This window comes from Actinoplanes palleronii, from assembly GCF_016862315.1.
Classification (GTDB): Bacteria; Actinomycetota; Actinomycetes; order Mycobacteriales; family Micromonosporaceae; genus Actinoplanes; species Actinoplanes palleronii.
Map to the genome: position 1 here is coordinate 18,824 of NZ_BOMS01000017.1, position 26,350 is coordinate 45,173.

Below are 26,350 nucleotides of genomic sequence, written 5' to 3' on the forward strand. Positions count from 1 at the left end.
GATATTACGCCGTGGGGATGCCGTTCTGCGGCGGTGTCACGGCCTGGCCGGTGTACGGCTGCACCGCCCCGTCACCGTCGTCGGTCGTGTAGGCCTGGCCGATGAACACCGCCTTGCCGCCCTCGACCTTGGTGAGCTGCTGCCCGCCGTACCCGGAATGATCCTTGTCGGAGAAGCGCAGCGGCACCAGACCCGGGCCCTGGAAGCCGTTCTTCTGCACCGCCGCGATGATCCCGTCGCGGGTCAGGTCCTTGCCCGCGGCCTGCAGCGACTGCACGAACAGGTATCCCACCGACATCCCGTAGACGATGTTGTTGTCGAATTCGGCGCCCGCGTTGTACTGGTCGTTGACCTTCTTGAAGAGCTGGATCCACGGGCTGGAGTCGTCGGTGTTGAGCGGCAGGTAGTTCGCCGACACCACACCCTCCAGCAGCGGCGCGGCCTGTCCCAGCGCCTTGCCGACGGTGGCCGGGTCGGAGCCCACGTTGCTGACCACGAACTGCGGCTTGAAGCCGATCTTCGCGGCGGTGCCGATCGACAGCGCGGTGAAGCCCGGCACGGTGGCCAGCACGACGACCTCGCAGGCCGCGGCCTTGAGCGCGCCCATCTGCGGTCCGACGTTCGGGTTGCTGGTCACGTACGTCTGCTTGGCCGCCACCGCGCCGACGACCTTCTCGATGCCGGCCAGGCTGTCCTTCCCGAAGTCGTCGTCCTGGCCGAGGAAGCAGATCTTCTTGCCGGTGTAGGTGTCCTTGACGTGGGTGCCGAGGATCTTGCCTTCGACGGTGTAGTCCGGGTTGAAGCCGAACGTGCCCGGATACTTGTCCGGCTGGTTCCAGCTGCGGCTGCCGCTGGCCACGAAGAGGTCCGGCACCTTGTTGGTCTTGAGGAAGTCGAGCACGCCGGAGTGCGTCGGGGTGCCCAGGCCGTTCAGGATCGCGAAGACCTTGTCCTGCAGCACCAGCTCCCGCACCACCTGCTGGGTGGTCGCCGGGTTGTAGCCGTCGTCCTTGACCTTGTACGTGATCTTCCGGCCGTTGATCCCGCCGGCCGCGTTGACGAAGTCGAAGTAGGCCTTGGTGGCCGGCGCGATCTTGGAGTAGCCGGCCGCGGCCGGTCCGGTCAGCGGCATGTGCGTGCCGACGGTGATCTCGGTGTCGGTCACGCCGGGTACGTCGCTGGACGAGGATCCGCCGCCGGAGCTGTCACACGCTCCGGCCAGCAAGAGGACGGCGAGCAAGGACGCCGTGGTGCGTTTCATCATTTCCTCCTGAGAGTGAATCTGATGGATGCCAGGCCGCCGGGGGCGGCGAGCATGACGACGACGAGCACCACGCCGAAGATCACCAGGGCGAGGTTCCCCTCCAGGTGTTGCGAGCCGGAGCGTTCCCCGGCGGTCTGTGCCAGCGCCGGCAGCAGGACCAGCAGCAGCGCGCCGAGCAGCGCGCCGACCAGCCGGCCCAGGCCGCCGATCACGATCGCCATCACCAGGAACAGCGACAGGGTCAGCGGGAACGCGCCGGGCGAGACGCTCTGCGCCAGCACCGCGAACAGCGCGCCGGCCAGACCCGCGCAGGCCGCGCTGACCACGAACGCCAGCACCTGGGTCCGCGCCACGTGCACCCCGGCCAGGCGTGCCGCGGTCTCGTCGTCGCGCACCGCGCGGATGTCCCGCCCGAACCGGCCCCGGGTCAGCGTGGCCAGCAGGAACGCGGTGACCAGCGCGCCGGCCCAGCAGAGCCAGGCCTGCCAGCGTTCCATCGGGATCGTCCCGGGCGGCGGGTCCAGCGCGATCGACAGACCCATGTCGCTGTTGAACGTGGTGTCGAACGTGCTGGTCACCGACGGCACCACGACCGCCACCGCGAGCGTGAGCCCGGCCAGGTAGGGCCCGCGCAGCCGGGCCGCGGCCAGCCCGATCACCACGCCCGCCAGCGTCGTGACGACGATCGCGGCCAGCACGCTCAGCGGCATCGACAGCCACCGGTTCTGGGTCAGCGCGAACGTGTAGGCGCCGGTCGCCATCAGCGCGCCGTGCCCGAGCGACAGCTGGCCGTTCAGTCCGGTCAGGACGGTCAGCCCGGCGGTCACGGTGAAGTAGGCGCCGACCGTGGCCAGCTGATAGTTCCGGAACGGCGGCAACGTATAGGTCAAGATCAGGATCAGGGCCGCGCCGAGCAGAATTGCCACCGCCGGCGGGATCCGCCTCTTCCGGCCGACCTTTTCCGGTACGACCGGAGCCACGCTCTTCTCCCGCAGGTCGGTCATGCCAGCCTCGCTTTCGAATGGGAGAAGAGACCACCCGGCCGGCCCAGCAGCACCGCGACGAGCAGGAACAGCACCGCCATCGGCGCGACAGTGGCGCCCAGGTAGCCGCTGACGTAGGAGAGCAGCAGGCCGACGACCAGGCCACCGGTGACCGCGCCGATCGGACTGTCCAGCCCGCCCACCACGGCGGCGGTGAACGCGGACACGAACACCACGTCCATCGCGGTCGGGTGCAGCCCCAGCTCGGTCGGCACCACGAGCATCCCGGCCAGCGACCCGACCGCGGCGGCGAGCGCCCAGCCCAGCGTCAGCATCCCGCCGACCGGCACACCGAGCAGCCGGGACACGTCGGGGGCGAACGCGGCGGCCCGCATCCGCAGCCCCACCGCCGTACGGGTGAACAGCAGCGTGAGCGCGACGACCACGGCGCCCACCGCGGCGAAGACGAACACGTCGTACCGGCTGAGCAGCGCGATCCCGCCGACCTCGAAGGCGTCCCGCCGGAACGGGGTCTCGATCGGCCGGTACTCGTTGCCGAACAGGATGCCGAGCACCCCCTGCACGATCAGGACCAGGCCGAGCGCGACCACCACCCCGTTGAGCGGCGACGAGTGGTCGACGAACCGCATCACGGTCTTCTCCACCGCCACCCCGAGCAGCAGCCCGAACACGATCGCCGCGACGAACCCCAGCCAGTACGACCCGGTCGCGTCGGTGACCGAGTAGGCCACGTAGACGGCGGCCACCGCCATGGCGCCCTGTGCGAAGTTGACGATCCGGGCGGCCCGCCAGATCAGCACCAGGGCCAGCGCGAACGCGGCGTAGACCGCGCCCCGGCTCAGCCCGTCAAAAGTCAGGTAGACGAATCTGTCCATGGTTCCTCCGGTCAGAAGCCGAGGTAGGCGTGGCGCAGGTCGGCGTCGTCGCGCAGTTCCGCCGCGTTGTTGCGGGTGACCACCCGGCCCAGCGACAGCACCACGCCCTCGTCCGCGATGGACAGTGCGCTGCGCACGTTCTGCTCGACCAGCAGCACGGTCAGGCCGGTACGTTCCCGCAGGTCCCGCAGCAGCGCCATGATCTGGGCGGTGATCCGGGGCGCCAGACCCAGCGACGGCTCGTCGAGCAGCAGCAGCCGGGGCCGGCCGATCAGGGCCCGGCCCAGCGCGAGCATCTGCCGTTCACCGCCGGAGAGCTGGTGACCGGCGCTGGCACGCCGTTGTGCCAGCGCCGGAAAGAGGTCGTAGACCTCGTCCAGGGCGCGCGCCGCGTCGAGGCGGTCGCGCCGCCACAACCCGCCGAGCCGCAGGTTCTCGTCGACGGTCAGCTCGGTGACCACCCCGCGGCCCTCCGGCACGTGCGCGATCCCGCGGCGGACCAGGTGCTCCACCTTGACCCCGCGCAGGTCCTCGCCGTCGAAGACCACGCTGCCGCGCGCCGCCCGGAGCAGGCCGGACAGGGTGCGCAGCAGGGTGGTCTTGCCGGCGCCGTTCGCGCCGAGCACCGCGATGATCGCGCCGGACGGCACGCTGAGCCGGACGTCGTGCAGGACCGGCGCCGCGCCGTACCCGGCGGTCAGCCCGTCCACCTCGAGCAGCGCTCCCGCGCCGGTCATGCCGCCGCCCCCAGATAGGCCTCGGTGACCTTGTCGTCGGCGCTGATCTCGGCCGGGGTGCCGAGCGCGATCGGTTTGCCGAAGTCGAGGACCAGGATCTCGTCGCAGACCGACATGACCAGGTCCATGTGGTGCTCGACGAGCAGGACGGTGGTGCCCGCCCCCTTGATCAGCTCGGCCAGCCAGCGGATCTCCTCGGGGTCCAGCCCGCCGGCCGGCTCGTCGAGCATCAGGATCCGTGGCCGGGAGGCGAGGGCCCGGGCCAGCTCGACCCGTTTCCGGGTCGCGTAGGGCAGCGCACCCGGGAGCCGGTGGGCGTAGTCCGCGACACCGCACTTGTCCAGGGCTTCGAGAGCGTCCTTCTCGGACTGCCGCTCCCGGCTCGCCTTTTCGCCTTTCGAGCGGTGCCCGCGCGCGCCGACCTGCACGTTCTCCAGCACGGTGAGCCCGCCGAACTGGCCGACCCCCTGCAGCGTGCGGGCGATGCCGAGCCGGTTCAGCTGGTGCGGCCGGGGTCGCCAGGCCCGCCCGTCCAGGGTGATCTCCCCGGCCGCCGGGGTGACGAATCCGCAGATGACGTTGAAGAGCGTGGTCTTGCCGGCGCCGTTCGGCCCGATCACCCCGACGATCCGCCCGGAGGGCACCCGCAGGGAGACGTCGTCGAGCGCGGTCAGCCCGCCGAAGCGAACCGTCATATGGTCGAGAGCAAGCTCGTGAGCAGTGTTTTCCGTCGACATGGCCACCTCGTCCGGACAGCAAAAATCCACAGTGGAGAGTGATGGTCAACTATTTACACTAGGAGTGTAACTTTCTGATCGGGATCGTCAACTACTTGCAACATCCCCGTTACCTGCCGCGACCCGGCGCGTCGCGTACCCGGTGTGGTCAGCAAAAACGCCGCCGTGCCCGGGTGTATCCCGGGTCACTCGGCGGCGTCTGGGGTCGTCCGACGGTCGTCAGGCCACGCCTCGTGGCCGGAATTGCACACTCACCCGGGGCCCGACGGCCCGCGCCGTCTTCGGCACCGCGTGCTCCCAGGTCCGCTGGCAGGAGCCGCCCATCACGATCAGATCCCCGTGGCCCAGCGGGAACCGCAGCGTCTCGTGCCCGCCCGCCCGCGGCCGCAGCAGCAGGTTGCGCGGCGACCCCACCGACACGATCGCGACCATGGTGTCCTCGGTGGCCGACCGCCCGATGGTGTCACCGTGCCAGGCGACGCTGTCCCGCCCGTCCCGGTAGAGGCACATCCCGGCGGTGGTGAACTCCTCGCCCAGCTCGTCGGCGTAGTGCGCGTTCAGCGCCGCGCGGGCCTCGGTCAGCGACGGGTGCGGCAGGGTCTCCTCCTCGCGGAACCACCGCAGCAGCCGGGGCACGTCGACCACGTCGTCGTACATCTGCCGCCGCTCGGCCCGCCAGTCGATCTCGAGCAGCGCCGCGAACACCGCGTCGGACCCGTGCAGCCAGCCGGGCAGCACGTCGACCCAGGCCCCGGCGGTGAGCCGGTGCCGGGTCGCCCCGGACAGCGGCTCGAGGGTCGCCGAGGACATCAGGTCGAGCATCGAAGGCTGATAGGCGCTGCTCATGCCGCCATGTTAGTACTGACGTTCGACGGCTCTCCGGTGCCGGTGGGTGCGACCGGCCGGAGCACCGCGGCCGCCACGATCGCGGCCGCCACCCCGCCCACCACGCCGACCCACGAGGTGGTGGCGATCGCGTCGACGAACGCGTCCCGCGCGACCCGGGCCAGCGCCGGATCACCGAGCCGCAGCGCGTCCCCGATCGAGTCCCGTGCCGCCGCCGGCGCGCCGCCGGGCATCGCCGCCCGGTACGCCGTGGTCAGCACACTGCCCAGCACCGCCACCGACAGCGCCGCCCCGATCTGCTGCACCGTGTCGTTCACCGCCGAGCCGACACCGGCCCGCTCCTTCGGCAGCGCCCCGAGCAGCGTCCCGACCGCGGCCGGTGTCGCGATGCCGCTGCCCGCCCCGATCACCACGAGCGCGAACGCCAGGGTCGGGTAGCCGTCGTCCGGCCCGAGCGAGGCCAGCACCCCGAACCCGCCGCCCATCAGCAGTAGCCCGAGCACCAGCGCCACCCGGGCGCCGAACCGCTTGTCCACCACCACGCCGACCCCGTTGAAGATCAGTCCACTGATGATCATCGGGACGAACGCGAAGCCGGCCCGCAGCGGCGGGTACCCGAGCACGAACTGCACGTACTGGGTGAGCGCGAGCATCACCCCGCCGGCCGAGAAGGAGAGCAGCACGAGCGAGAGGCTGGCCCCGGCGAAGTTCCGATCGCGGAACAGCGCGAGCGGCAGCATCGGCTCGTCGGTGTGCCGTTCCCAGAGCGCGAAGCCGGTCAGCGCGACGGCGGCGATCGCGATCCCGCCCAGCGTCCGGGCCGAGCCCCAGCCCGTGGCCGGTGCCGAGATGACCGCCCAGACCAGGGCGGTCATCCCGATCGTCGAGGTCAGTGCGCCGACCGGGTCGGGTCGCCCGGCCGGGCCGCGCGACTCCGGGATGATCACCAGTGCGGCCAGCACGCCGAGCGCGGCGATCGGGATGTTCATCAGGAAGACCGAGCCCCACCAGAAGTGTTCCAGCAGCAGCCCGCCCAGGCTGGGCCCGCCGAGCGCACCGACCATCAGCACCGAGCCCCAGATCGCGATCGCCTTCTTGCGCTCCGCGTCGTCGAAGACCGTGGTGAGGATGGACAGGGTGCCGGGCATCAGGAACGCCGCGCCGACGCCCATCAGGCCGCGGGTCGCGATCAGGTGACCGGCCGTCTGGCTCAGCGTGGCCAGCAGCGACGCGCCGCCGAACAGCACCAGGCCGATCACCAGCCCGCGACGCCGCCCGTGCCGGTCGGAGAGCGCGCCCGCGGTGAGCAGCAGCCCGGCGAAGACCAGGATGTAGGCGTCGATGATCCACTGGATCTCGGCGGTGCTCGCCCCGAGGTCGCGGATCAGGGCCGGGATCGCGATGTTCAGCACCATGTTGTCGACGACGACCACGAGCATGCTCAGGCACAGCACGCCGAGGATCAGCCAGCGTCGGGGGTCGCGCTCGGGCATCGACAGACCTTTCTCGTACGGTGTTCGAGGTCTAGTACAACGTACCAGTCGATCGAACGGTGTACGACGATCATTATGATGGGGAGATGCCCGACCTCCCGGACTCGGTGTGGACCCGCCCGCCGCGCACCACCCGCGGTGACCAGCCCGCGCTGAGCCGTGCGCAGATCGTCCGCGCCGCGATCGAGCTGCTCGACACCGAGGGCGCGGCCGGCCTGAGCATGCGTCGCCTCGGCACCAAGCTCGGCTCCGGCACGACGTCGGCGTACTGGTACGTCACCAACAAGGACGAACTTCTCGAACTCGCCGTCGACGAGGTGCTCGGCGAGATCTACGTGCCCGAGCCCGGCGACACCGGCTGGCGGATCGGCGCGTCGATCCTGGCCAACGGCATGCGCGCGGCCCTGCTCCGGCACCCCTGGGTGATCGGCCAGCTCGGCGCCCGTCCCACCGTCGGACCCAACGCGATGCGGATGGGGGACCGGACCGTGGCGCTGTTCACCGCCGCGGGTTTCCAGGGACTGCAGATTTCGTACGCGGGGTCGCTCCTGCACTCCCACGCGATCGGCGCGGCGACCACCGAGGCGGCCATGACCGCCGCCGCCCGCCGGGCCGGCTCCACGCTCGCCGGCGTCGCCGAGTCGGTCCTGCCGGCGATCGAGCGAACGGCGGGCACCTATCCGCACGTCGAGCGCTGGCTGCGGGAGAACGGCGTCGGCGGTCCCGACCCCGACCGCCTGCTCGACGACGCCTTCACCTTCGGCCTGGACCGCCTCCTCGACGGCCTGTCCCACTGGCTGACCCACCATCCCAACCCGCCCCACCATCCCGACCCGGCCCAGCAGCCCGATCCCGTCCAGCGGCCGGGTGCCGCCCCGCGGCCCGGTCGCGAGCAGCGACCCGACCTCGACCAGGGAGCCGCCTGAGATGCCCGTGCCGCTGACCGTCCGGGATGCCACCGCCGCCGACGCGGAGGCCTGCGCCGCCATCTACCGGCCGTATGTGCTGGACACCGCGGTCTCCTTCGAGACCGAGCCGCCCACCCCGGCCGAGATGGCCGCCCGGATCGCCGCCTCGGCCGCCACCCACGCGTGGCTGGTCGCCGAGGACGGATCCGGCGTGATCGGTTACGCGTATGCCGGCCCGTTCGCCACCCGCGCCGCCTACCGCTGGTCCTGCGAGGTCAGCGTCTATCTGGAGCAAGACCGCCGCCGCACCGGTGCCGGCCGCGCCCTCTACGACGTCCTGCTCCCCAGGCTGGTCACCCGCGGTTACCGGGTCGCCGTCGCCAAGACCACCCTCCCGAACGACGCCGCCCTGGGCCTGCACACCGCGTTCGGCTTCGAACCGGTAGGCATCCACCGCCGCATCGGCTGGAAACACGACACCTGGCACGACATCGCCATCACCCAGCGCTTCCTCACCCCCGACCCCACCCCGCCAGCCACCCTCCACTGACCACCCAAGCCGCCACGACCCGAGCCCCCAGCCGGTGCTCACGGTCGCTGGTCAGCGCGAGACCCGGCTGGTGCTGGCGGTCCTCTCAAGGCCCTTGAGGGGACCGCCAGCACCAGCCGAAGCGGCTCCAATGCCACGTAGCTCGAGTTGACGTGCCGGTAGCTCCTCGGTAGGGCGGTGAGAGTCCGCACAGCCAGATCGCGTGCGCCTGCCGCCCACCTGGGGGCGGTAGCCGCACGCACCACCCGACCGCGGACCGCCACCGCCCCCGAACCCGACCCACCGCGGACCCCAGCCGCCCCTCCAACACCGAACGCGGACTCCCACCGCCCCGCCGGTGCCGAGCGCGGACCCTTGCCGCCCCTTCAGTACCGAGCGCGGACCCTTGCCGCCCCTTCAGCACCGAGCGCGGACCCCAGCCGCCCCTCCAACACCGAGCGCGGACGTCCGCCGCCCCGCCGGCGCCGAACGCGGACCCCTGCCGTCCCTTCAATGCCGAGCGCGGACGTCCACCGCCCCGCCGGCGCCGAACGCGGACCCCAGCCGCCCCTTCAACACTGAGCGCGGACTTCCACCGCCCCGCTGGCATCGACCACCCACGCCGACCGCCGCAGCAACACCGAGCGACCGACCATCCCGGCCCACAATCGACACACCCACCCACCTGCCCGAACACATCGGACACCACTCCGAAGCCGCAGGGCCCACCGAGATCAAAATGGGGGAGCGGCTCGGCTGGCGCTGGGAGTCGTCATCCGGGCCGGGAAGCGGCCGTGAGCACCAGCCGGACGGCAACGCGACGGCGCCGTGCGGCCGGTCCGGTCAGTCGGTGCTGATGCGGGCGTGCTGGTGCATGTCGTGCCAGCCGTCCGCGTGGCGGGCCTCGCTGCGCTTGATCCCCTCGGCGAGGTATCCGGCCTGGACCGCGACCCGGCACGACGCCCCGTTCGCGGTCGAGTGGCTCAGCTCCAGCCGGTGCAGCCCCAGGACATCGAAGGCCCAGGTGGTCAGCGCCCCCAGTGCCCGCGGCGCGAACCGCTGCCCGCGAAACCCCGGCAGTACCCAGTAGGAGATCGAAGCCAGCCCTTCCGCCAGATCAATCCGCCGCAACCCGACCTGCCCCACCACCGCACCGGCACCGGCCGGCTCACCGAGCGCCCCATCGCCACTGGCCGGCTCACCGAGCGCCTCACCGCCACCGGCCGGCTCACCGAGCGCTCCACCACCACCGGCCGGCTCACCGAGCGCTCCACCACCACCGGCCCGCTCACCGAGCGGCCCGCCACAGTCCACGATGGCCCATCCGGCATCGGTCTTGTCATGCCAGCGCCGGGGCCAGCCGAGGATCCAGGCGGTGGCCTCGTCCTCGCTCATGGTGCGGCAGTGCCACCGCTGAATCGCCGGATCGGCGAACCCGGCGACCACCGTGTCCCGGTCACCCTCCTGCCACGGCCGCAGCAGCACACCCTCGCCCTTGATCTCCGGCTGCACCAGCCCGGACAAACTCCCAGCGGTCAGCGCAGGCGTGACAAGAGACGGCATCCCCCGACTCTAAAACGCCCGCGCCCCGCCACCGACGACCCAGGCCGCCGCGCGCCGCCAGGCGCCCGGCTGGCCCTCAGCGGTGTCTCCGACGGCCCGAGACACCCCTGGGGCCCAGCCGGAGTCCGTGGACGGCGTCGGGCATGCGTGGACGGCGTCGGACCATGCGTGGACGGCGTCGGGCCACGCGCGGGTGGCATCGGGTCGCGCGCGGGTGGCGTGTGGTGAGTGGTGGGTTCAGGCCGCCGCGCGGTTGCGGGGTGGGCTGGGCCTCAGGGGTGCCTCCGCGATGCGGAGGCACCCCTGAGAGCCAGCCGGGGTCTGGGGGCGCGTGGCGGTCCGGTGGGGCGCGGTGTCGCGGCGGCCTCACGGGCGGGACTCGGCTCGTAGCCTGCGGGCGGGACTCCCGTTTCGTACAAGAAAGGGGTTATGAGGGGTCGGGGTGGTGGTAGGTGACGCGTTCCGGAGGGAGGGGGAAGGTGATGTCCTCGCCGAACGGGGACGGGCCGCCCTGGATCGGCGCGGAGAGTTCGGCGATGTCGAGGCGGCCGTCCGGGCCGAGGGCCGGGCTCTCCGGCAGGCGGCGGCCGGAGGGGGTCTCGGCGGTGGCCGGGGTGGCGCGCGGGACGGACTCGCCGGCGGCCTCGAGCTGGTCGCGGCGGAAGATCTTGCGGCCGAGGCGGACCAGGGGGTCGTAGCGGCGGTCGACGACGCGCTCCTTCATCGGGATGATGGCGTTGTCAGTGATCTTGATGTGTTCCGGGCAGACCTCGGTGCAGCACTTGGTGATGTTGCAGAAGCCGAGGCCCTGGCCCTGCTGGGCGTGCTGCTTGCGGTCGGTGCGGGCGTCCAGCGGGTGCATGTCCAGCTCGGCGGCGCGGATGAAGAAGCGCGGGCCGGCGAACGCCTCCTTGTTCTCCTCGTGGTCGCGGACCACATGGCAGGTGTTCTGGCAGAGGAAGCACTCGATGCACTTGCGGAACTCCTGGCTGCGTTCCACGTCGACCTGCTGCATCCGGTACTCACCGGGGGCGACGCCGGCCGGCGGCGCGAACGCCGGGGTCTCGCGGGCCTTCTCGTAGTTGAAGGAGACGTCGGTGACCAGGTCGCGGATCACCGGGAACGTCCGCAGCGGGGTGATCGTGACCGTCTCGTCCGCGGTGAACGTGGACATCCGGGTCATGCAGCCCAGCCGGGGCATGCCGTTGATCTCCATGGAACAGGAGCCGCACTTGCCGGCCTTGCAGTTCCACCGGCAGGCCAGGTCGGGTGTCTGGGTGGCCTGCAACCGGTGGATCACGTCGAGGACCACCTCGCCCTCGTTGACCTCGACGTCGAAGTCCTCCAGGTCTCCGCCGGACGAGTCGCCCCGCCAGACGCGAAAGTGGCGTTTCACTCTTCCCCCAGCTCCTCGTCGGTCAGGTATTTCGCCAGCTCACTGCGCTCGAAGAGGTCGAACAGCTCGGGCCGCATGGCCGGAACCGGCTTGCGTTCCAGGTGCACCTGGCCGCCCTCGTCGAGCGAGCAGACCAGGTTGACCCGGCGCCACTGCGGGGACATCTTCGGGAAGTCCTCCCGGGTGTGCCCGCCGCGGGACTCCTCCCGCTCCAGCGCGGCCTTCGCCGTGCACTCCGAGACGACGAGCATGTTGCGCAGGTCGAGGGCCAGGTGCCAGCCCGGGTTGTAGCGCCGGCCGCCGCCGACCGCGACGGTCGCCACCCGCAGCCGGATCTCGTGCAGGCGTTTCAGGGCGTCGCTGAGCTCGCCCTCCCGGCGGATGATGCCGACCAGGTCGCCCATCACCGCCTGCAGGTCCTGCTGCAACGTGTACGGGTTCTCCCCGTCGGCGCGGGCCAGCGGCGCGAGGGCCACCTCGGTCGCCGCGGCCACGTCCACCCGGGACACCTTGGGGCGCGAGGGCAACGCGTCGAGATACGCCGCCGCGTGCTCCCCGGCTCGCTTGCCGAAGACCAGCAGGTCGGAGAGGGAGTTGCCGCCCAGCCGGTTGGAGCCGTGCATGCCGCCGGACACCTCACCGGCGGCGAACAGGCCCTGCACCGAGCCGAACGCGGCGCCGGAATCCGGGTCGACCTCGACCCCGCCCATCACGTAGTGGCAGGTCGGGCCGACCTCCATCGGCTCCTTGGTGATGTCGACGTCGGCCAGCTCCTTGAACTGGTGGTGCATCGACGGGAGCCGCCGGATGATCTGCTCGGCCGGCAGCCGGGTGGAGATGTCCAGGAAGACGCCGCCGGCCGGGCTGCCCCGGCCCGCCTTGACCTCGCTGTTGATCGCCCGGGCCACCTCGTCGCGGGGCAGCAGCTCGGGCGGGCGGCGGTTGTCGTCCGGGTCGGTGTACCAGCGGTCGGCCTCCTCCTCGGTCTCCGCGTACTGCTTGCGGAAGACGTCGGGGACGTACTCGAACATGAAGCGTTTGCCCTCGGAGTTGCGCAGCACCCCGCCGTCGCCCCGGACCGACTCGGTGACCAGGATGCCCTTCACGCTCGGCGGCCAGACCATGCCGGTCGGGTGGAACTGCAGGAACTCCATGTTGATCAGCGTGGCGCCGGCGCGCAGGGCGAGCGCGTGGCCGTCGCCGGTGTACTCCCAGGAGTTCGAGGTGACCTTGTAGCTGCGGCCGACACCACCGGTGGCGAGCACCACCGCGGGCGCCTCGAAGAGCAGCAGGTCGCCGGACTCGCGGTCGTAGCCGAACGCGCCGGCCACCCGGTCGCCGTCGAGCATCAGCTCGGTGATCGTGGTCTCCTGGAACACCCGGATCCGCGCGTCGTAGCTGCCGGTCGCGGCGAAGTCCTCCTGCTGCAGCGAGACGATCTTCTGCTGCAGGGTGCGGATCAGCTCCAGGCCGGTCCGGTCGCCGACGTGGGCGAGCCGGGGGTACTCGTGGCCGCCGAAGTTGCGCTGGGAGATCTTGCCGTCTTTCGTCCGGTCGAAGAGCGCCCCGTACGTCTCCAGCTCCCAGATGCGTTCCGGTGCCTCCTTGGCGTGCAGCTCGGCCATCCGGAAGTTGTTCAGGAACTTGCCGCCGCGCATGGTGTCCCGGAAGTGCACCATCCAGTTGTCCCGGCTGTTCGCGTTGCCCATCGCGGCGGCCGCGCCGCCCTCGGCCATCACGGTGTGCGCCTTGCCGAACAGCGACTTGGAGATGATCGCGGTCTTCTTGCCGGCCAGCCGGGCCTCGATCGCGGCGCGCAGCCCGGCCCCGCCGGCTCCGATCACCACGACGTCGTACAGGTGGCGGGTGGGAGTTGTCGTCATCGTCTCGTCCCCTAACCGATGAGCCGCAGGTCGGAGATCCAGTCGGCGGAGAGCGCCATGATGTAGAAATCGGTCAGCGCGAGGGTGCCGAGGGTGACCCAGGCCAGCAGCATGTGCCGGGTGTTCAGCTTCGACACGAACGTCCAGAAGCGGTAACGCACCGGGTGTTTCGAGAAGTGCTTGAGCCGGCCGCCGGCGATGTGCCGGCAGGAGTGGCAGGACAGCGTGTACGCCCAGAGCATGATCACGTTGACCCAGAGGATCACGTTGCCGAGTCCGAGGCCGGTGGCCTGCGCGCGGATCGCGTCCCAGGTGTTGATCACCGAGATGATCGCGGCGGCGTAGAACGCGTACCGGTGTGCGTTCTGGAAGACCAGCGGGAACCGGGTCTCGCCGGAGTACTTCTCGTGCCGGTCGGGCACCGCGCAGGCCGGCGGCGACAGCCAGAACGCCCGGTAGTAGGCCTTCCGGTAGTAGTAGCACGTCAGCCGGAAGAGCAGCAGGAACGGCAGGGTGAGCGACGCCTCCGGGATGAGCCAGAAATTCGGCAGGGGAGTGCCGAACTCGGCGGCGTCGCCGCAACGGTCGGTGAGACAGGGCGAGTAGAACGGCGTCAGGTAGTGGTAGGCCTCCACGTAGAACCACTTGTGCATGAAGACCCGGACCGTCGCATACGTCACCCAGGCGGTCAGCCCGAGAAACGTGATCAGTGGCGCCAGCCACCACCGATCGGTCCTGAGTGTCCGTGCCGTGATCGCCGCGCGTGCCCGCACGCCCGGCCTCGTTGCCGTCGTCATGCATCCCCCTGCCGGTGCCGCGTCAGGTGCGCGGGGCCGACCGGTAGCGGACACAGTGGTGCCCCGCGCTCAGCCGTCCTCGCGCGACGGTGATGTGTGGCACACGTTACGCCGACGGTCCGACAGATTGCGGGCCGGGGATGCCATGTGGTTCACAAAAGCATCATCCCGGCCCGCAGTGACGATCGCCGATACGCTAATAGATCTATCCGGAAGCGTTCCCGGTGATGTTCCAGGACGCCAGGTGCAGGGCCGGCGCGGCGTACCGTCCGCGGCTCCACGAGTCGGGCAGCAGCACCGACTCGGCGCCGATCCCGAGCACCCGGCCCGGGCTGAGCGCCTGCGGGTACGACTGGGTGAACCGCAGGTTGCTCACCGGCCGGACGATCTCCCCGTCCTCCACCAGCCACACCCCGTTGCGGGTCAGGCCGGTCACCACGAGCGTCTTCGGGTCCAGCACCCGGGTGTACCAGAGGTCGGTGACCAGCAGCCCCCGGCGCATCCGGGCGACCAGCGGGCGCGCCGACTCGGCGATCACCGGCGACCCGGCCGCGCCACCCGGCGACGACACCGGGCCCGCCTCCAGCCGCAGGTGCGACGCGAACGGCCCCCACGACCGGGACGTCGACGACCCGTGCCCGGTCGACTCGGCGCCGGTCTCGGCCGCGGACGTCCGGTCGTGTGTCACCGCCCGGGTGACCCCCTCACGGACCAGCACCAGCGAGCGCGCCGGAGTGCCCTCGTCGTCGAACGGCAGGCCGGGCGCCGGCTCGCCCCGGCTGCCCAGCGGGTCGTCGACGATGGTGATCGACGGGTCGAACTGCTCCGCGCCGAGCTCGGCGAACGACTGCTTCTGCGCCCACGACTTGCCGTTGAAGCCGAACACCGCGAAGTTCTGCAGCAGGTCGGCGACCGCGGTCGGCTCGAGCACCACCTCGTAGTGCCCCGGTGGCAGCTCGGCGGGCTCGGCCGCGGCCCGCGCCTTGACCGCCGCGCGGGCGCCCAGCACCGCGCCGTCCAGCTCGGCGAGCCGGGAGGTGGCCAGCCGCGCCACGCCGTCCGCGCCGCCGGTGCGGGCGATGCCGTCCATCGCGGCCTCCGCGGTCCGGCCCTCGACGGCCTGGCCCGCGGTGTTCGCGAAGGCGGCCGAGACGTACCCGGTCCGGCAGTACCCGGCCGTCTCCAGGCCCTCGGCCGCGTCGACGAACGCGCGGACCCGCTCGGCCCGCTCGCCCGGTGTGGCCCGGGCGGTCGCCTCGTCGAAGCCGAACTCCAGCCCGGAACGCTCGCCGGAGCCCGGGTGACCGGCCGAGATGTGCAGCGCCGCGGGCCGGGTGAGGCCGGCCCAGGACGGGTCGGGCGGGGTGACCCGGGCCGCCGCGATGGTCCGCTCGACCAGCGAGCGCAGCCCGTCCGCTCCGGTCAGGGTGCTCGAGCCGCTCGCGGTCCGCCCGTCCAGGTGCAACCGCAGGCGTACGCCGGTGGTGGCCTCGGCCATGTTCTGGTGGATCGCCGAGTTGGCGAACCGGGTCAGCGCCAGCGCGTCGTGCCGGACCGTCACCTCGGCCTCGGCGGACCGGCCGGCCAGCTCGCGGACCAGCTCGATCATCTTCGCCGCGATCTGCAACTCGGCGCTCATCCCTGGACCCCTACCCGGACGTTGGTGAACCGGGCCGGCGCGGCCGGATGCCCGGTGTGCCCGACCTGGCCGGGCTGGCCCTTCCCGCAGTTCGGCGTGCCCCAGGCGATCGTCTCGGAGGAGAGCATGTCCATCGACGCCCAGAACTTCGGGCCGATCCCGGTGTAGGTCGGGTTGCGCAGCATCCGGCCCCGCTTCCCGTTCTTGACCTCGTACCCGATCTCGCAGCCGAACTGGAAGTTCAGCCGCCGGTCGTCGATCGACCAGGACCGGTTGACGTCCATGAACACCCCGTCGTCGGTGGCCGCGATGATCTCGTCGAGGGTGTGCGGGCCGGGCTCCAGCCCGACGTTCGTCATCCGTACCATCGGCAGCCGGGACCAGCCGTCGGAGCGCACGCTGCCGGCGTAGTCCAGCCCGGCGACCGCTGCCGAGTCCCGCCCGGCCAGCACGCCGACCCAGATGCCGTCCTTGACCGCGTGCCGCTTGACCGCCGGGGTGCCCTCGTCGTCGAACCCGAAGCTGCCCAGCGCGCCCGGGAAGGTCGGGTCGATCGTGATGTTCATCAGGTCCGAGCCGTACCGCAGGGCGCCGAGCTTGCTCAGGTCGAGCCAGCTGGTGCCGGCGAACGCGGCCTCCCAGCCGAGGATCCGGTCCAGCTCGATGGCGTGCCCGACCGACTCGTGGATCTGCAGGGCGAGCTGCGAGCCGCCGAGGATCAGCGAGGTCTCGCCGGCCGGGCAGAGCGGCGCGGTGAGCAGCGCCCGCGCCTGTTCAGCCATCTGCGCCGCGTTGCCGACCAGGTCGAGCTCGTCGACCAGCTCCCAGCCGCGGGTGCCGTACTGCCCGGGCAGTGAGCGGCGCTGGACCTCGCCCTCGCCGATCGCGGTGGCGGTCACCCCGCCGCCGCACTCCCGGATGTGCTGGTCGATGCGGTGGCCCTCGCTGGAGACGAACCACTTGTGGGTGTCCCAGACCGCGTAGTGCGCCTGTGCCAGGTCGGCGCCCGCCTCCTTGGCCACCGTGGTCGCCCGGACCAGCAGGTCACCCTTGTCGGAGAGCGGCACCGACAGCGGGTCGACCTTGCAGTCGCTGGCCCAGCTCGCCACCACCGGCGCGGACGGCACCAGCTCGACCGGGGGACCGGCCACCTGGGCGCTGGCCGCGGCGATCTGCGCGGCGCGGCGCCCGGCCGCGCGCGCGGAGGGTTCGGACAGATCCGGGACGGCGTAGAAGCCCCAACTCGAACCGACCAGGGCGCGCACGCCCAGGCCGGCACTCTCGTCGGAGCCGAGATCCTCGACGGCGCCGTTGCGTGCCGTCATCGACTCGGTGCGGCAGACCATGACGCGGGCGTCCGCATAGCGGGCCCCGGCGTCGAGCGCGGCCTGCACCGCCGCGCCCGCCTCATCGAAGTGGCTCATGCTCCTGACCCTAGGCGGACCGGGCGACAATTTTCATCCGCCTCACCCAGGCGGCAGCAACTCCGCCGGGTCGATCGTCACGGCCACCGGGTCGGTCAGCCGCAGCAACTCGCCGGGTTCGGCGCTCGCGTACTCGGTGTACCGGCCGCCGGTGAGAGTGTGCAGCCACAGCGTGCCGGTGTCCGGTTCGGCCAGCAGGTACCAGGGGATGCCGGCCGCCGCGTAGTAGTGGGCCTTGAGGACCCGGTCGATCGTGGCGCTCGCCGGTGAGAGGACCTCGCCGACCAGGCGCACCGCCGCCGAGTCGACGACGAGCTCGCCGAAGTCGAGCCCGGTCGTGACGACCAGGTCGGGGACGGTGATGCGACCGGGCCGGAGCCGGACGTTGACCGCGCCGAGCACGTGGTGACCGGCCTGCCCCGCACCGCGGTGCAGCGCGAGTTTCAGCTCGCCGGTCACGTGCTGGTGCAGGACGCCGGGCGCCACTGTCACGTGCAGGCCGCCGTCGAAGAGCTCGACGCGCTCGGGCGTCTCGCCGAGGGCCAGGAACTCGGACTCGGTCAGGGGACGGGCGGCGGGGAAGAGGGCGGATGTCATGGCACCTCCGGGCAGTCGGAAGCCGGCTCACCCGCATTCTAGTCCCGTGACAGCCTGTCCGGTGACTACCTTTCGGGCGATCCGGCGTCCCGCAGGAAGGCCAGCTCCTCGTCGAGCGACACGGCCGGCACCGAGGACAGTCCTGGCAGCTCCGCGCCGACCAGCAGCACCGGCCCGTGCCCGGACGACTCCGCCACCGCCTCGCCCAGCCGATGGTTGCGGTACACGTGCGCCGAGTCCGCCGGGTCGCCGAGATACCGCTCGGCCGTCGCCCGGGGCAGGTCGGCCCAGTCCAGCACCGGTTCCCGGGCCACCGCACACCGGAAGATCTCCGGCCGGCGCAGCACCGCGAGCGCGGCCAGCCAGCCGCCCAGCCGCCGCCCGCGCACCACGACCCGGGTCAGGTCCAGGTCGGGGTGTTTGCCGGTGAGCGCCCGCAGCGCGTCCACCAGGTCGGTCAGGGTGAGGTCGGCGAGCCGCCGGTGCACCGCCTTCTCGAAGCTCGGCGCGACGCCGGGCGTGCCCCGGGAATCCACGCTGACCACGGCGAACCCGGCGTCGGCCCACCACTGCCGCTCCTGCCAGGCGGCCGGGTCAGCCCGCACCTGCTGATGCCCCGGCCCGTCGCCGAGCGCGACCAGGACCGGCAGGCCGCCGCCGACGAACCCGGACGGATAGAGCACGGCGGCCGGCAGCCGCCGGTCGGTGACCCGTTCCAGCACCGGCGCCGGCGCGTACGGCAGCGCCGCCGCCACCGACCGCAGCGTCCCGGCCGGCCGGTCCCCGCGCCACACCCGCACCCCGGCGACCAGCACGTCCCCGCCGGTGGCGAGCTCGTCGGCGGCCCCGGCCAGCCGGGTCACCTCGGGCCCGCCCCCGCCCAGCGAGGTACGCACCCGGAAGATCTCGCGCAGTGCCGGATCACCGAGGCTGCCCTCGACGATCAGGTCGGGTGCCCCGGCCGCGCCGCCCGGGCGGGGCAGCGTGCCGGCCACCCGGCGTACGTAGAGGCCGGGCGGGGTGAGCAGGCTGCCGTCGGCGAACAGGCACCGCGCGTCGAACCCGTCGTGTGCCAGCTCCCCGCCGACCAGCACCCGCCCGTCCGGCAGGTGCCGCGGCGTCCCCGGGATCGGCTCCACCCAGCGGGCGTCGGCGAGCTCCGCGTGCACCTGGCTCTCCCCGGTGCGCGGGTCGACCGAGAGCACCAGGCCGTGCTGCTGCATCCGGCGCAGCACGGTGATCAGTGGCCCGCCGCCGTCCCAGCGCACCTGCGCCAGGTGCGGATACGTCTCCCGGTCCCAGTGCACGTCCACCCAGCCGTCGGTCAGGTCGAGCAGGTGCAGGCTGGTCGCCGCGGCGCTCCGGACGGCCAGCACCTGGCCGCCGTCCGGGGCCCACCACCAGCCCCGGGTCCGGCCGAAGTCGCCCGCGGTGGCGCCGGGCACACCCCAGGCGATGCTGCCGCCGCGCTCGCGCCAGGCGTATCCGGGCTCGCCGGCCAGCAGCCGGTCGCCGTCCGGGCCGCTGACCCGCAGGGTCGCCGACCCGCCGGCGTCGGTGACGTATCCGATCCGGACACCCAGCGGGTCGGGCCGCGGGTCGGACACCGGCCCGGCGGTCGCGATCGCGGTGACCACTCCGGTGGTCAGGTCGGCGCGGAACAGCTCGCCGCCGCGGGTGAAGGCCGCGGTCCGGGCGTCCCGGTCCATCGCGTACGCCTCGATCGGCCCCGGCGCGACGAGCCGTTCGCCGCCGCCGGCCAGGTCGAGCAGCCAGAGGCCGGCCTCCGGGTCGGCCGGGCCGGACGAGCGCAGGAAGGTCACCCGCGCTCCGTCGGCGCCGACCTTGACGGCGTGCGGGGCGCCGTGGCGGAAGCCGCCGGTGCGCCCGGCGAGTCCGGGGTAGTCCACGACCTCAGCATCGCTGATCAAGGTGTGCCCTCGCGGGGTAAACCGTGGGCTCGTCGGGCGAACCGGTCGGTGGTCGCGCGTACAGTATCGGCCGTGACGCTCGACCGGACCGCTTCCGATTCGCTGCCCGCCCGCCGCCTGCTGCTGGTGCACGCCCACCCCGACGACGAGGTCATCGGGACCGGCGCGACCATGGCGCACTACGTCTCGACCGGCGCCCACGTGACGCTGGTGACCTGCACCCTCGGCGAGGAGGGTGAGATCCACGTCCCGGCGCTGTCGCAGCTCGCCGCGGCCGAGGCCGACCAGCTCGGGGGGTACCGCCTCGTCGAGTGGGAGCGCGCCTGTGCCGCGCTGGGCGTCACCGATCACCGCATGCTCGGCGGCCCGGGGCGCTACCGCGACTCCGGCATGATGGGCCTGCCCACCAACCAGCACCCGCGCGCCTTCTGGGGCGCCGACCTGGACGAGGCCGCCGCGCACCTGGTCGAGATCATGCGCGAGCTGCGCCCGCAGGTGATGATCACCTATGACGCGAACGGCTTCTACGGTCACCCGGACCACATCCAGGCGCACCGGGTCGCGATGCGCGCCGCCGAGCTGGCCGGCCCGGACGCCCCGGAGAAGATCTACTGGACCGCGATGCCGCTGAGCGTGCTGCGCGACGGCATGGAGGCGTTCAAGGAGTCGGAGAACAACCCGTTCGCCGACGTGGAGAGCGTCGACGAGATGCCGTTCGGCACGCCGGACGACGAGATCGCGGCCCGCATGGACGGCACCGACCACCACGCGAAGAAGACCGCGGCGATGCGCGCGCACGCCAGCCAGATCCCGGACAACTCCTGGCTCTACGGCATGGCCGGCGACTTCGGCGGCGAGTTCATGGGCGTGGAGTACTACACGCTGGTCAAGGGCGAGCGCGGCCCGGGCGAGGGCCCGCACAAGTGGGAGACCGACCTGTTCGCCGGTCTGGACCTGGACGGGTCATGACCGTGTCGGAGGCGCCCGGGCAGCAGGTCGAGGCCACCCCCGCCGCCGGCCGGCCGGTCTGGGACGTCGCGCTGCGCTCCGCCGGCGTGCTGATCAGCGTGGTCGCCACGGTGGTCACCACGCTGCTCGAGGTCGAGCTGAGCGTGCTGCGGGTGGGCGGCGTGACCGGGCTGTTCCACGGTGACGCCGCGATCTGGACCGGCGGCGGCGCGCTGACCGGCCTGGCCGTCCCGCTCACCGTCGGCGCCAACCTGGGGCTGGCCTGGCTGGCGGTCACCACGATCGGGCGCAGCTGGGGGATCGGCGTGCCGTGGGCGCTCTGGACCCTGCTGATGCTGGGCGCGGCCGGCACCCGGACCGCCGAGGGCGACTATCTGCTCGGCGGCGACAACTGGGTGGCGCTGGTGATGATCCTGGCCGGCAGCCTGTCGTTCGCGTTCTACGCGTACAAAATGATCATGAAGCCGATCAAGCAGGGCTGATTTCTCAGACGACTCTCAGCCCGCCTCTAGGAACTCCCGCGCACCATCCGCGAAGATGACCGGGAGATCGAGCGCCGCGGGTTCGTCCGGCGCTACGATCCCGGCCACGATTCGTTCCCCGGGAGGACTTGATGACGCAGCAGCGCTGGTTCCGGATCACGGTGCTGGCGGTCGCCCTGTTCGTGATCAACGCGGTGACCAGACTGGTCGTCCGCATCGGATTCGACAGTACGGACACCGCTCAGAGCCGTGGTTCCATCGTCATGTTCGGTCTGGTCGCGGTCCTGCTGGGCACCCTGACCTTCGTCTGGTCGCAGAGCCGGCGGTCCGCCGACTGGCTGCCCGACGTCGGCGGCGGCGCGCTCGGCGGGATGCTGCTGACCGTCCTGCTGGGACCGTTCATCAGCGGCAGCGAGCCGTTCGCGAACGGCGGCGGCGACTTCTTCGCGCAGATCTGGCTCTACGCCGCGTGCGCCGTCGCCGGCTCGGCGATCGGGTACGGGATCGCGGTCATGCTGGGCCGCGACTTCCGCTCCCGTTCGCTGCAGGCCTACAGCCGGGCCCGGACCGCGCGGCCCCGCCGGGTCGTCCGCCGCTAGCTGATCGGGGCTTCCCGGGTCAGGTAGGTGTGGTGGGTGCTGAAGCCCATCCGGCCGTAGAGCGCGACCGCCGCCGTGTTCCGCTCCTCCACCTGGAGGTAGGCGCGCGACGACCCGTGCTGTGCGGCCCACTGCGCCAGCCCGCGGACCACGTGCCGGCCCAGGCCGCGCCGGCGCGCGGCCGGTGCGGTCTGCAGCAGCGACACGCCCAGCCAGCGGTCCGGTCCGGTGATCGCGCCGCGGGCGACCGCGAGCAGGTCACCGTCCGCGTCCCGGACGTGCGCGAAGACCTTTTCCGGTACGCCGTTGAGGATCCGGATCGCGGAGGCCGGCAGGGTGCCCTTGTGCTCGGCGACCATCGCGTACCAGTCGTCGCCGGGGGAGTCGGCCAGGTCGACGGGTGGCAGGTCGGTGCGGGCCGGCGCGGCCAGGATCGGGGCCAGCGGGCTGGTCTGCACCAGGGTGAGCGGCCGGGCCGACCACCCGCGCGCGTCGAGTGTGGCGTTGACCGGCGCGGCCAGCGGCATCGGCGCGTTGATCAGCGGGCGCTGGCCGTGGTCGTGGTACCAGCGTTCGACAGCGTCGATCGCGGCGTCGAGGGGCCGGTCCGGGTCGCCGACCGCGAGCGCCGAGTTCGCCCGGCCGGTCCAGTTGTCCGCGGCGCGCAGCAGCCAGTTGCCCAGCTTGGCGCGGACCGGCGCGGGCCAGGCCGCGTCGGCGGCGAGCTCGAGGGCGATCACCGAGGCGGCGTGCGGGCGGCTGGCCGGCGGGACCCGCTTGGCCCGGTGCACCTCGCGCAGCGGCACCCGCAGGGTTCCCTTGTCGGTCGCTATGGTGAGATCGGTCTCCGTGAGGTCGACGAGCTCGCCCAGCGCATCCGTGAAGAGCGGTCGATCATTGGATACGCCTACAATTCGCCGTACCACCACACGGTGTCCCACATCCTGCTGTCGGAGCACGCATTACCTCCCTCGGCGGGAATACTAGGCTCTGCATTTGTCGTCGGCGGTCCCCGCGGCGTGGCTTTGAAGGGAAAGACCCGTGACCTACATCATCGCTGAGCCCTGCCTCGATGTTCTCGACAAGGCGTGCATCGAAGAGTGCCCGGTCGACTGCATTTACGAGGGCAACCGGATGCTCTACATCCACCCCGATGAGTGCGTCGACTGCGGGGCCTGTGAGCCGGTCTGCCCGGTCGAGGCGATCTTCTACGAGGACGACGTCCCGGAGCAGTGGAAGGACTACACGAACGCGAACTACGAGTTCTTCGAGGACCTCGGCTCGCCCGGTGGCGCCTCCAAGGTCGGCAAGATCGACAAGGACACGCCGTTCATCCTGGCCCAGCCGCCGCGCGGGGACGCACACTGAGCGCTCTGTCGTCGGCCCTGCCGGATTTCCCCTGGGACCTGCTGGAGCCGGCCAAGACTCTCGCCGCGTCCCACCCGGACGGCATCGTCGACCTCTCGGTCGGCACGCCGGTCGACTCGGTCCCCGCGGTCATCCGGCAGGCCCTCGTCGAGGCGGTCGACTCGCCGGGCTATCCGCTGACCGCGGGCACGCCGCAGTTGCGTGCCGCCATCGCGGGCTGGCTGGCCCGGTCCTGTCACGCCTCCGGTGAGCTGGGCGTGCTGCCCACCATCGGTTCCAAGGAGATGGTCGCCTGGCTGCCGACGCTGCTCGGCGTCGGCCCCGGCGACGCGGTGGTGATCCCGCAGGTCTGCTACCCGACGTACGAGGTCGGTGTCCGCCTGGCCGGCGCCGAGGTGATCCGTTCCGACGCGCTCACCGCGGCCGGCCCGGCCCGGGTCAAGCTGGTCTGGATCAACTCGCCGTCCAACCCGACCGGCCGGGTGCTGCCCGCCGAGCACCTGCGCAAGGTGGTCGCCTGGGCCCGCGAGCGCGGCGCCGTGGTGGCCAGCGACGAGTGCTACCTGTCGCTGGGCTGGGAGTCCGAGCCGGTGTCGGTGCTCTCCGACGAGGTGACCGGCGGCGACTACACCGGCGTGCTGGCCGTCCACTCGCTCTCCAAGCGGTCCAATCTGGCCGGTTACCGGGCCGGTTTCGTCGGTGGCGATCCGGCCCTGATCGCCGAGCTGCTCGCGGTACGCAAGCACGCCGGCATGATCCCGCCGGCCCCGGTGCAGGCGGCCATGGTCGCCGCGCTGGCCGATGAGGAGCACGTGGTCGTGCAGCGCGCGCGGTATGCGGCTCGCCGCGAGACCCTGCGTGCCGCCCTGACCGAGGCCGGTTTCGCGATCAGCCACTCGGAGGCCGGGCTGTACCTCTGGGCCACCCGGGGTGAGGACTGCTGGCAGACCGTCGACCGGCTGGCCAAACGCGGGATCCTGGCCGCGCCGGGTGCGTTCTACGGCCCGGCCGCCGGGCAGCACGTCCGGATCGCGCTGACCGCGACCGACGAGCGGGTGGCCGCGGCCGCGGACCGTCTCACCGAACCGTTCTGACCCGCCGTTTCTGATCCGCCGTCGTGGGAGAACAGGAGTGCTCGTGGACCAGCCGGTCGTCGTCGTCCGTGGTGAGGCCGTTCACGAGGTGCCGCCGGACGAGGCCACCTTCCAGGTGACGGTGTCCGCGGCGGACCGTGACCGGCCGCTGGTGGTCCGCCGGTTGACCGAGCGCTCGGCCGGCATCGACACGCTGCTGGACTCCTACGACCAGGCCGGTCTGCGCCGGGAGACCTCCGGGATGAACGTCTATCCCGAGTTCCGGCGCGGCGAGAAGGTGACCCGGTACCACGGCCAGATCAGCATGACGGTGACGGTGACCGATTTTGCCATCCTCGGTGAGCTGATGACCCGGCTCGCCGGTGACGGCCTGGTGTCGCTGTCCGGCCCGTGGTGGCGGTTGCGGCCGGGCAGCCCGGCCGGTGCCGCGGTGCGCCGCGCGGCGATCGGCGACGCGCTGAGCCGGGCCCGTGACTACGCCGCCGCGGTCGGCGCCCGGCTGGACCGGCTCGTCGAGATCTCCGACACCGACGGTGGCGGCGGCGCGATCTATGCTGCCCGGTCCATGCAGGTCACGAACCTCTCCGGCGCCGCGGCGGACGGCGCCGAGCCGGCTCTGGACGTGACCCCGCAGATGCAGACCGTGTCGGCACAGGTCCTGCTCCGGGCACTGATCACGAACCCGGAGAGCCTGGGCTGATCTGAGCGTTCCGGACCCCGGGCCGCTGATCTGAGCGTTCCGGGCCCCGGCCCGGGCTGATCTAGCCGTTCCGGTCCGCGCGGCGGCCAGGTCCACCAGACTCGACCGCATGCGCACGGGCCTCGGGCACCTGCTCCTGCGGGTGGCGAACGTGAATCCGCGCAGCGTGGCGACGCACTCGGATCGCGTGTTGTACCGCTCGATCGGCGTCTTCATCCTGCTCTACTTCGGCTACGCCACGATCGGTGGCGCCGCCTTCATCGACGCCAGCAGCGGCTACCGGCATCCCTGGTACCAGTGGCTGTTCGGCCCGCTGGTCGCGATCGGCGTGGTGGCCTACGACCGGGCCGTGGTCGGCCGGGTCCAGATCAACTACGACCGGCTCGACTCGACCGATCCGGATCAGCTGCTGCGCCCGCCGACGCTGGGCCTCTATCTGGGCCGGATCGGACTGGCGCTGCTCTTCGCGCTGGTGGTCACGGAGCCGCTGATGCTGGCCCGGTACCGCGGTGAGCTCGACGCCCGGCTCGCCGTCACGCACAGCTCCGACCTCAGCCGGCTGGACGCGAGCGGGGCGGTGGCCGGCTATCAGGCCCGGCTCGCCGAGCTGCGGCGGCAGACGACCGGCGACGACGCGGCGGTGCGTGCGCTGAGTGACCGGGCGGCCGGAAAACGCCGCGATGCTCGCACGCTGTATCGGCAGGCGCTTGCCGACTCGGCCGGGTCCGGCGTCACGCACAGTCCCGGTTGCCCGCGTGGTGGTTACTGCTTCGACCTGGTGCGCCGCTCCCGGTCCCTGGACGTGCAGGCCACCGCGCTCGACCGGCAGGCCGCCGAACTGCAGCGCGACCAGCGGCCGGAGCGGGTCGCCCGGGCCGCCGAGCAGTCCCGGCTGTCGGCTCTGGCGACGACCGAGCGGGCCGGCAACGCCGCCGCGGTGCGCGGGGACTCCGGTTTCGGCGCGCGGACCGCCGCGATGTGGCACCTGGTCACCGCGGACTTCTGGGGCGTCGGCATCCACTATCTGGGCATCGCGTTGCTGCTGATGGCCCTGGACTGCGCCGCGATCGGCCTCAAGTTCGTCTCCCGGGGCAACGCCTACGAGCGCAACGAGGCCCGGTCGGCGCGACTGCGCGAGCACGAGGCCGCGTTGATCCACGAGCGCGAGGTCCACGACGCCCGCACGTATGGCGACGTGACCGCGAAGGTCGTCGCCGACGGTATCGAAGCAGCCAGTAAGGATGTTCAGCTGGCGTTTGCCGCTACGGAGCGTGCTCGCGCGGTGTTACACACCGCAGTGGTCGCGGATCCGTCGGAGATCGAGCGCCGCTACTGGAACGACCGCATCGACGCCTGAGCGCTTTCCCAAAATCAAGATCAAATTCCAGATGTCGTGCGTCCGCCGGGGTTCAGATCGTCGCTCCCGCCGGGACCCCTGCGGGCTCCGCAGGCCGCTGGCGCGTCCCGAACGCGAAGCCCTCCGGGGCGACGCCCGTGGGTGGTAGCGGTCAACCC

General features: G+C 72.0%; 25 protein-coding genes. 9 read left to right on the forward strand and 16 right to left on the reverse strand.

What is annotated here, in order from left to right; translation table 11 throughout:
- Window positions 1–4 precede the first annotated feature (4 nt).
- The 7 genes from Apa02nite_RS06620 to Apa02nite_RS06650 form a co-directional block, all read right to left on the reverse strand.
- On the reverse strand, window positions 5–1,261 hold the full coding sequence (locus tag Apa02nite_RS06620) for an ABC transporter substrate-binding protein (RefSeq protein ID WP_067698168.1): 1,257 nt from the start codon (window positions 1,259–1,261) through the stop codon (window positions 5–7).
- Window positions 1,261–2,268: a branched-chain amino acid ABC transporter permease gene (locus Apa02nite_RS06625; RefSeq protein WP_203824271.1), complete on the reverse strand. Its 1,008-nt coding sequence runs from the start codon at window positions 2,266–2,268 to the stop codon at window positions 1,261–1,263. The genes Apa02nite_RS06620 and Apa02nite_RS06625 overlap by 1 nt, the downstream gene beginning before the upstream one ends.
- The gene (locus Apa02nite_RS06630; RefSeq protein ID WP_203824272.1) at window positions 2,265–3,143 is read right to left on the reverse strand and encodes a branched-chain amino acid ABC transporter permease; all 879 of its coding nucleotides are present in this window, start codon (window positions 3,141–3,143) and stop codon (window positions 2,265–2,267) included. Before Apa02nite_RS06630 ends, Apa02nite_RS06625 begins: the two co-directional genes overlap by 4 nt.
- 11 nt (window positions 3,144–3,154) lie before the next feature.
- The gene (locus Apa02nite_RS06635) at window positions 3,155–3,880 is read right to left on the reverse strand and encodes an ABC transporter ATP-binding protein (protein ID WP_203824273.1); all 726 of its coding nucleotides are present in this window, start codon (window positions 3,878–3,880) and stop codon (window positions 3,155–3,157) included.
- Complete coding sequence (locus tag Apa02nite_RS06640) at window positions 3,877–4,575, reverse strand: ABC transporter ATP-binding protein (protein WP_239164159.1); 699 nt, start codon at window positions 4,573–4,575, stop codon at window positions 3,877–3,879. Before Apa02nite_RS06640 ends, Apa02nite_RS06635 begins: the two co-directional genes overlap by 4 nt.
- Before the next feature lie 261 nt (window positions 4,576–4,836).
- A complete protein-coding gene (locus Apa02nite_RS06645) occupies window positions 4,837–5,463 on the reverse strand; it encodes an alpha-ketoglutarate-dependent dioxygenase AlkB (RefSeq protein ID WP_203824275.1) in 627 nt (208 codons plus the stop codon).
- Entirely contained in the window at window positions 5,460–6,956 is a 1,497-nt protein-coding gene (locus Apa02nite_RS06650) for an MFS transporter (protein WP_203824276.1), read from the reverse strand. Before Apa02nite_RS06650 ends, Apa02nite_RS06645 begins: the two co-directional genes overlap by 4 nt.
- An 86-nt stretch (window positions 6,957–7,042) precedes the next feature.
- On the opposite strand from Apa02nite_RS06650, the gene Apa02nite_RS06655 reads away from it, so the two are divergent.
- On the forward strand, window positions 7,043–7,882 hold the full coding sequence (locus tag Apa02nite_RS06655; protein ID WP_203824277.1) for a TetR/AcrR family transcriptional regulator: 840 nt from the start codon (window positions 7,043–7,045) through the stop codon (window positions 7,880–7,882).
- 1 nt (window position 7,883) lies between these two features.
- Entirely contained in the window at window positions 7,884–8,414 is a 531-nt protein-coding gene (locus Apa02nite_RS06660) for a GNAT family N-acetyltransferase (protein ID WP_239164160.1), read from the forward strand.
- 822 nt (window positions 8,415–9,236) lie between these two features.
- On the opposite strand, the gene Apa02nite_RS06665 is transcribed toward Apa02nite_RS06660, so the two are convergent.
- From Apa02nite_RS06665 to Apa02nite_RS06700, 8 genes are all read right to left on the reverse strand, one after another.
- Window positions 9,237–9,956, reverse strand: a complete 720-nt coding sequence (locus Apa02nite_RS06665) for a GNAT family N-acetyltransferase (protein ID WP_203824278.1) — start codon at window positions 9,954–9,956, stop codon at window positions 9,237–9,239.
- Between the two features lie 427 nt (window positions 9,957–10,383).
- Entirely contained in the window at window positions 10,384–11,352 is a 969-nt protein-coding gene (locus Apa02nite_RS06670; RefSeq protein WP_203824279.1) for a succinate dehydrogenase/fumarate reductase iron-sulfur subunit, read from the reverse strand.
- Window positions 11,349–13,235, reverse strand: a complete 1,887-nt coding sequence (locus tag Apa02nite_RS06675; protein WP_067698150.1) for a fumarate reductase/succinate dehydrogenase flavoprotein subunit — start codon at window positions 13,233–13,235, stop codon at window positions 11,349–11,351. Before Apa02nite_RS06675 ends, Apa02nite_RS06670 begins: the two co-directional genes overlap by 4 nt.
- A gap of 11 nt (window positions 13,236–13,246) precedes the next feature.
- Entirely contained in the window at window positions 13,247–14,032 is a 786-nt protein-coding gene (sdhC, locus tag Apa02nite_RS06680; RefSeq protein WP_203824280.1) for a succinate dehydrogenase subunit SdhC, read from the reverse strand.
- A 205-nt stretch (window positions 14,033–14,237) separates the two neighbouring features.
- Entirely contained in the window at window positions 14,238–15,671 is a 1,434-nt protein-coding gene (locus Apa02nite_RS06685) for a TldD/PmbA family protein (protein ID WP_203824281.1), read from the reverse strand.
- On the reverse strand, window positions 15,668–17,095 hold the full coding sequence (locus tag Apa02nite_RS06690; protein WP_203824282.1) for a TldD/PmbA family protein: 1,428 nt from the start codon (window positions 17,093–17,095) through the stop codon (window positions 15,668–15,670). Before Apa02nite_RS06690 ends, Apa02nite_RS06685 begins: the two co-directional genes overlap by 4 nt.
- 42 nt (window positions 17,096–17,137) lie before the next feature.
- On the reverse strand, window positions 17,138–17,692 hold the full coding sequence (locus Apa02nite_RS06695) for a Uma2 family endonuclease (RefSeq protein WP_203824283.1): 555 nt from the start codon (window positions 17,690–17,692) through the stop codon (window positions 17,138–17,140).
- A 65-nt stretch (window positions 17,693–17,757) separates the two neighbouring features.
- Window positions 17,758–19,515: a S9 family peptidase gene (locus tag Apa02nite_RS06700; protein ID WP_373872852.1), complete on the reverse strand. Its 1,758-nt coding sequence runs from the start codon at window positions 19,513–19,515 to the stop codon at window positions 17,758–17,760.
- Between the two features lie 180 nt (window positions 19,516–19,695).
- On the opposite strand from Apa02nite_RS06700, the gene mshB reads away from it, so the two are divergent.
- From mshB to Apa02nite_RS06715, 3 genes are all read left to right on the forward strand, one after another.
- Window positions 19,696–20,592, forward strand: a complete 897-nt coding sequence (mshB, locus tag Apa02nite_RS06705) for an N-acetyl-1-D-myo-inositol-2-amino-2-deoxy-alpha-D-glucopyranoside deacetylase (protein ID WP_198171073.1) — start codon at window positions 19,696–19,698, stop codon at window positions 20,590–20,592.
- Window positions 20,589–21,074 carry a hypothetical protein gene (locus Apa02nite_RS06710; RefSeq protein WP_239164161.1) on the forward strand — a complete coding sequence of 162 codons (486 nt, stop codon included), beginning with the start codon at window positions 20,589–20,591 and terminating at the stop codon, window positions 21,072–21,074. The genes mshB and Apa02nite_RS06710 overlap by 4 nt, the downstream gene beginning before the upstream one ends.
- Window positions 21,075–21,205: 131 nt before the next feature.
- Entirely contained in the window at window positions 21,206–21,673 is a 468-nt protein-coding gene (locus Apa02nite_RS06715; protein WP_067698137.1) for a hypothetical protein, read from the forward strand.
- Here Apa02nite_RS06715 and Apa02nite_RS06720 read toward each other — a convergent pair.
- Complete coding sequence (locus Apa02nite_RS06720; RefSeq protein ID WP_203824285.1) at window positions 21,670–22,632, reverse strand: GNAT family N-acetyltransferase; 963 nt, start codon at window positions 22,630–22,632, stop codon at window positions 21,670–21,672. The two genes, Apa02nite_RS06715 and Apa02nite_RS06720, sit on opposite strands and share 4 nt — an antisense overlap.
- An 82-nt stretch (window positions 22,633–22,714) precedes the next feature.
- Here Apa02nite_RS06720 and fdxA point away from each other — a divergent pair, with 82 nt between their 5' ends.
- The 4 genes from fdxA (at window position 22,715) to Apa02nite_RS06735 (ending at window position 26,192) form a co-directional block, all read left to right on the forward strand.
- Window positions 22,715–23,041 carry a ferredoxin gene (fdxA, locus tag Apa02nite_RS50880; RefSeq protein WP_067698133.1) on the forward strand — a complete coding sequence of 109 codons (327 nt, stop codon included), beginning with the start codon at window positions 22,715–22,717 and terminating at the stop codon, window positions 23,039–23,041.
- Window positions 23,038–24,135, forward strand: a complete 1,098-nt coding sequence (dapC, locus tag Apa02nite_RS06725) for a succinyldiaminopimelate transaminase (RefSeq protein WP_239164163.1) — start codon at window positions 23,038–23,040, stop codon at window positions 24,133–24,135. The genes fdxA and dapC overlap by 4 nt, the downstream gene beginning before the upstream one ends.
- 43 nt (window positions 24,136–24,178) lie before the next feature.
- Entirely contained in the window at window positions 24,179–24,835 is a 657-nt protein-coding gene (locus Apa02nite_RS06730) for an SIMPL domain-containing protein (protein WP_373872850.1), read from the forward strand.
- Between the two features lie 109 nt (window positions 24,836–24,944).
- On the forward strand, window positions 24,945–26,192 hold the full coding sequence (locus tag Apa02nite_RS06735; protein WP_203824288.1) for a DUF4407 domain-containing protein: 1,248 nt from the start codon (window positions 24,945–24,947) through the stop codon (window positions 26,190–26,192).
- Window positions 26,193–26,350: the final 158 nt, after the last annotated feature.

What these genes read in the sequence shown, in the direction of transcription:
- Apa02nite_RS06620 (WP_067698168.1), bottom strand. Translation starts at nt 1,261, where the DNA reads ATGAAACGCACCACGGCGTCCTTGCTCGCCGTCCTCTTGCTGGCCGGA.
- Apa02nite_RS06715 (WP_067698137.1), top strand. Translation starts at nt 21,206, where the DNA reads ATGACGCAGCAGCGCTGGTTCCGGATCACGGTGCTGGCGGTCGCCCTG.
- Apa02nite_RS06645 (WP_203824275.1), bottom strand. Translation starts at nt 5,463, where the DNA reads ATGAGCAGCGCCTATCAGCCTTCGATGCTCGACCTGATGTCCTCGGCG.
- sdhC (WP_203824280.1), bottom strand. Translation starts at nt 14,032, where the DNA reads ATGACGACGGCAACGAGGCCGGGCGTGCGGGCACGCGCGGCGATCACG.
- Apa02nite_RS06635 (WP_203824273.1), bottom strand. Translation starts at nt 3,880, where the DNA reads ATGACCGGCGCGGGAGCGCTGCTCGAGGTGGACGGGCTGACCGCCGGG.
- Apa02nite_RS06735 (WP_203824288.1), top strand. Translation starts at nt 24,945, where the DNA reads ATGCGCACGGGCCTCGGGCACCTGCTCCTGCGGGTGGCGAACGTGAAT.
- Apa02nite_RS06660 (WP_239164160.1), top strand. Translation starts at nt 7,884, where the DNA reads ATGCCCGTGCCGCTGACCGTCCGGGATGCCACCGCCGCCGACGCGGAG.
- Apa02nite_RS06690 (WP_203824282.1), bottom strand. Translation starts at nt 17,095, where the DNA reads ATGAGCCACTTCGATGAGGCGGGCGCGGCGGTGCAGGCCGCGCTCGAC.
- Apa02nite_RS06625 (WP_203824271.1), bottom strand. Translation starts at nt 2,268, where the DNA reads ATGACCGACCTGCGGGAGAAGAGCGTGGCTCCGGTCGTACCGGAAAAG.
- Apa02nite_RS06630 (WP_203824272.1), bottom strand. Translation starts at nt 3,143, where the DNA reads ATGGACAGATTCGTCTACCTGACTTTTGACGGGCTGAGCCGGGGCGCG.
- Apa02nite_RS06675 (WP_067698150.1), bottom strand. Translation starts at nt 13,235, where the DNA reads ATGACGACAACTCCCACCCGCCACCTGTACGACGTCGTGGTGATCGGA.
- Apa02nite_RS06665 (WP_203824278.1), bottom strand. Translation starts at nt 9,956, where the DNA reads ATGCCGTCTCTTGTCACGCCTGCGCTGACCGCTGGGAGTTTGTCCGGG.
- Apa02nite_RS06655 (WP_203824277.1), top strand. Translation starts at nt 7,043, where the DNA reads ATGCCCGACCTCCCGGACTCGGTGTGGACCCGCCCGCCGCGCACCACC.
- Apa02nite_RS06710 (WP_239164161.1), top strand. Translation starts at nt 20,589, where the DNA reads ATGACCGTGTCGGAGGCGCCCGGGCAGCAGGTCGAGGCCACCCCCGCC.
- Apa02nite_RS06650 (WP_203824276.1), bottom strand. Translation starts at nt 6,956, where the DNA reads ATGCCCGAGCGCGACCCCCGACGCTGGCTGATCCTCGGCGTGCTGTGC.
- Apa02nite_RS06695 (WP_203824283.1), bottom strand. Translation starts at nt 17,692, where the DNA reads ATGACATCCGCCCTCTTCCCCGCCGCCCGTCCCCTGACCGAGTCCGAG.
- Apa02nite_RS06685 (WP_203824281.1), bottom strand. Translation starts at nt 15,671, where the DNA reads ATGAGCGCCGAGTTGCAGATCGCGGCGAAGATGATCGAGCTGGTCCGC.
- Apa02nite_RS06640 (WP_239164159.1), bottom strand. Translation starts at nt 4,575, where the DNA reads ATGACGGTTCGCTTCGGCGGGCTGACCGCGCTCGACGACGTCTCCCTG.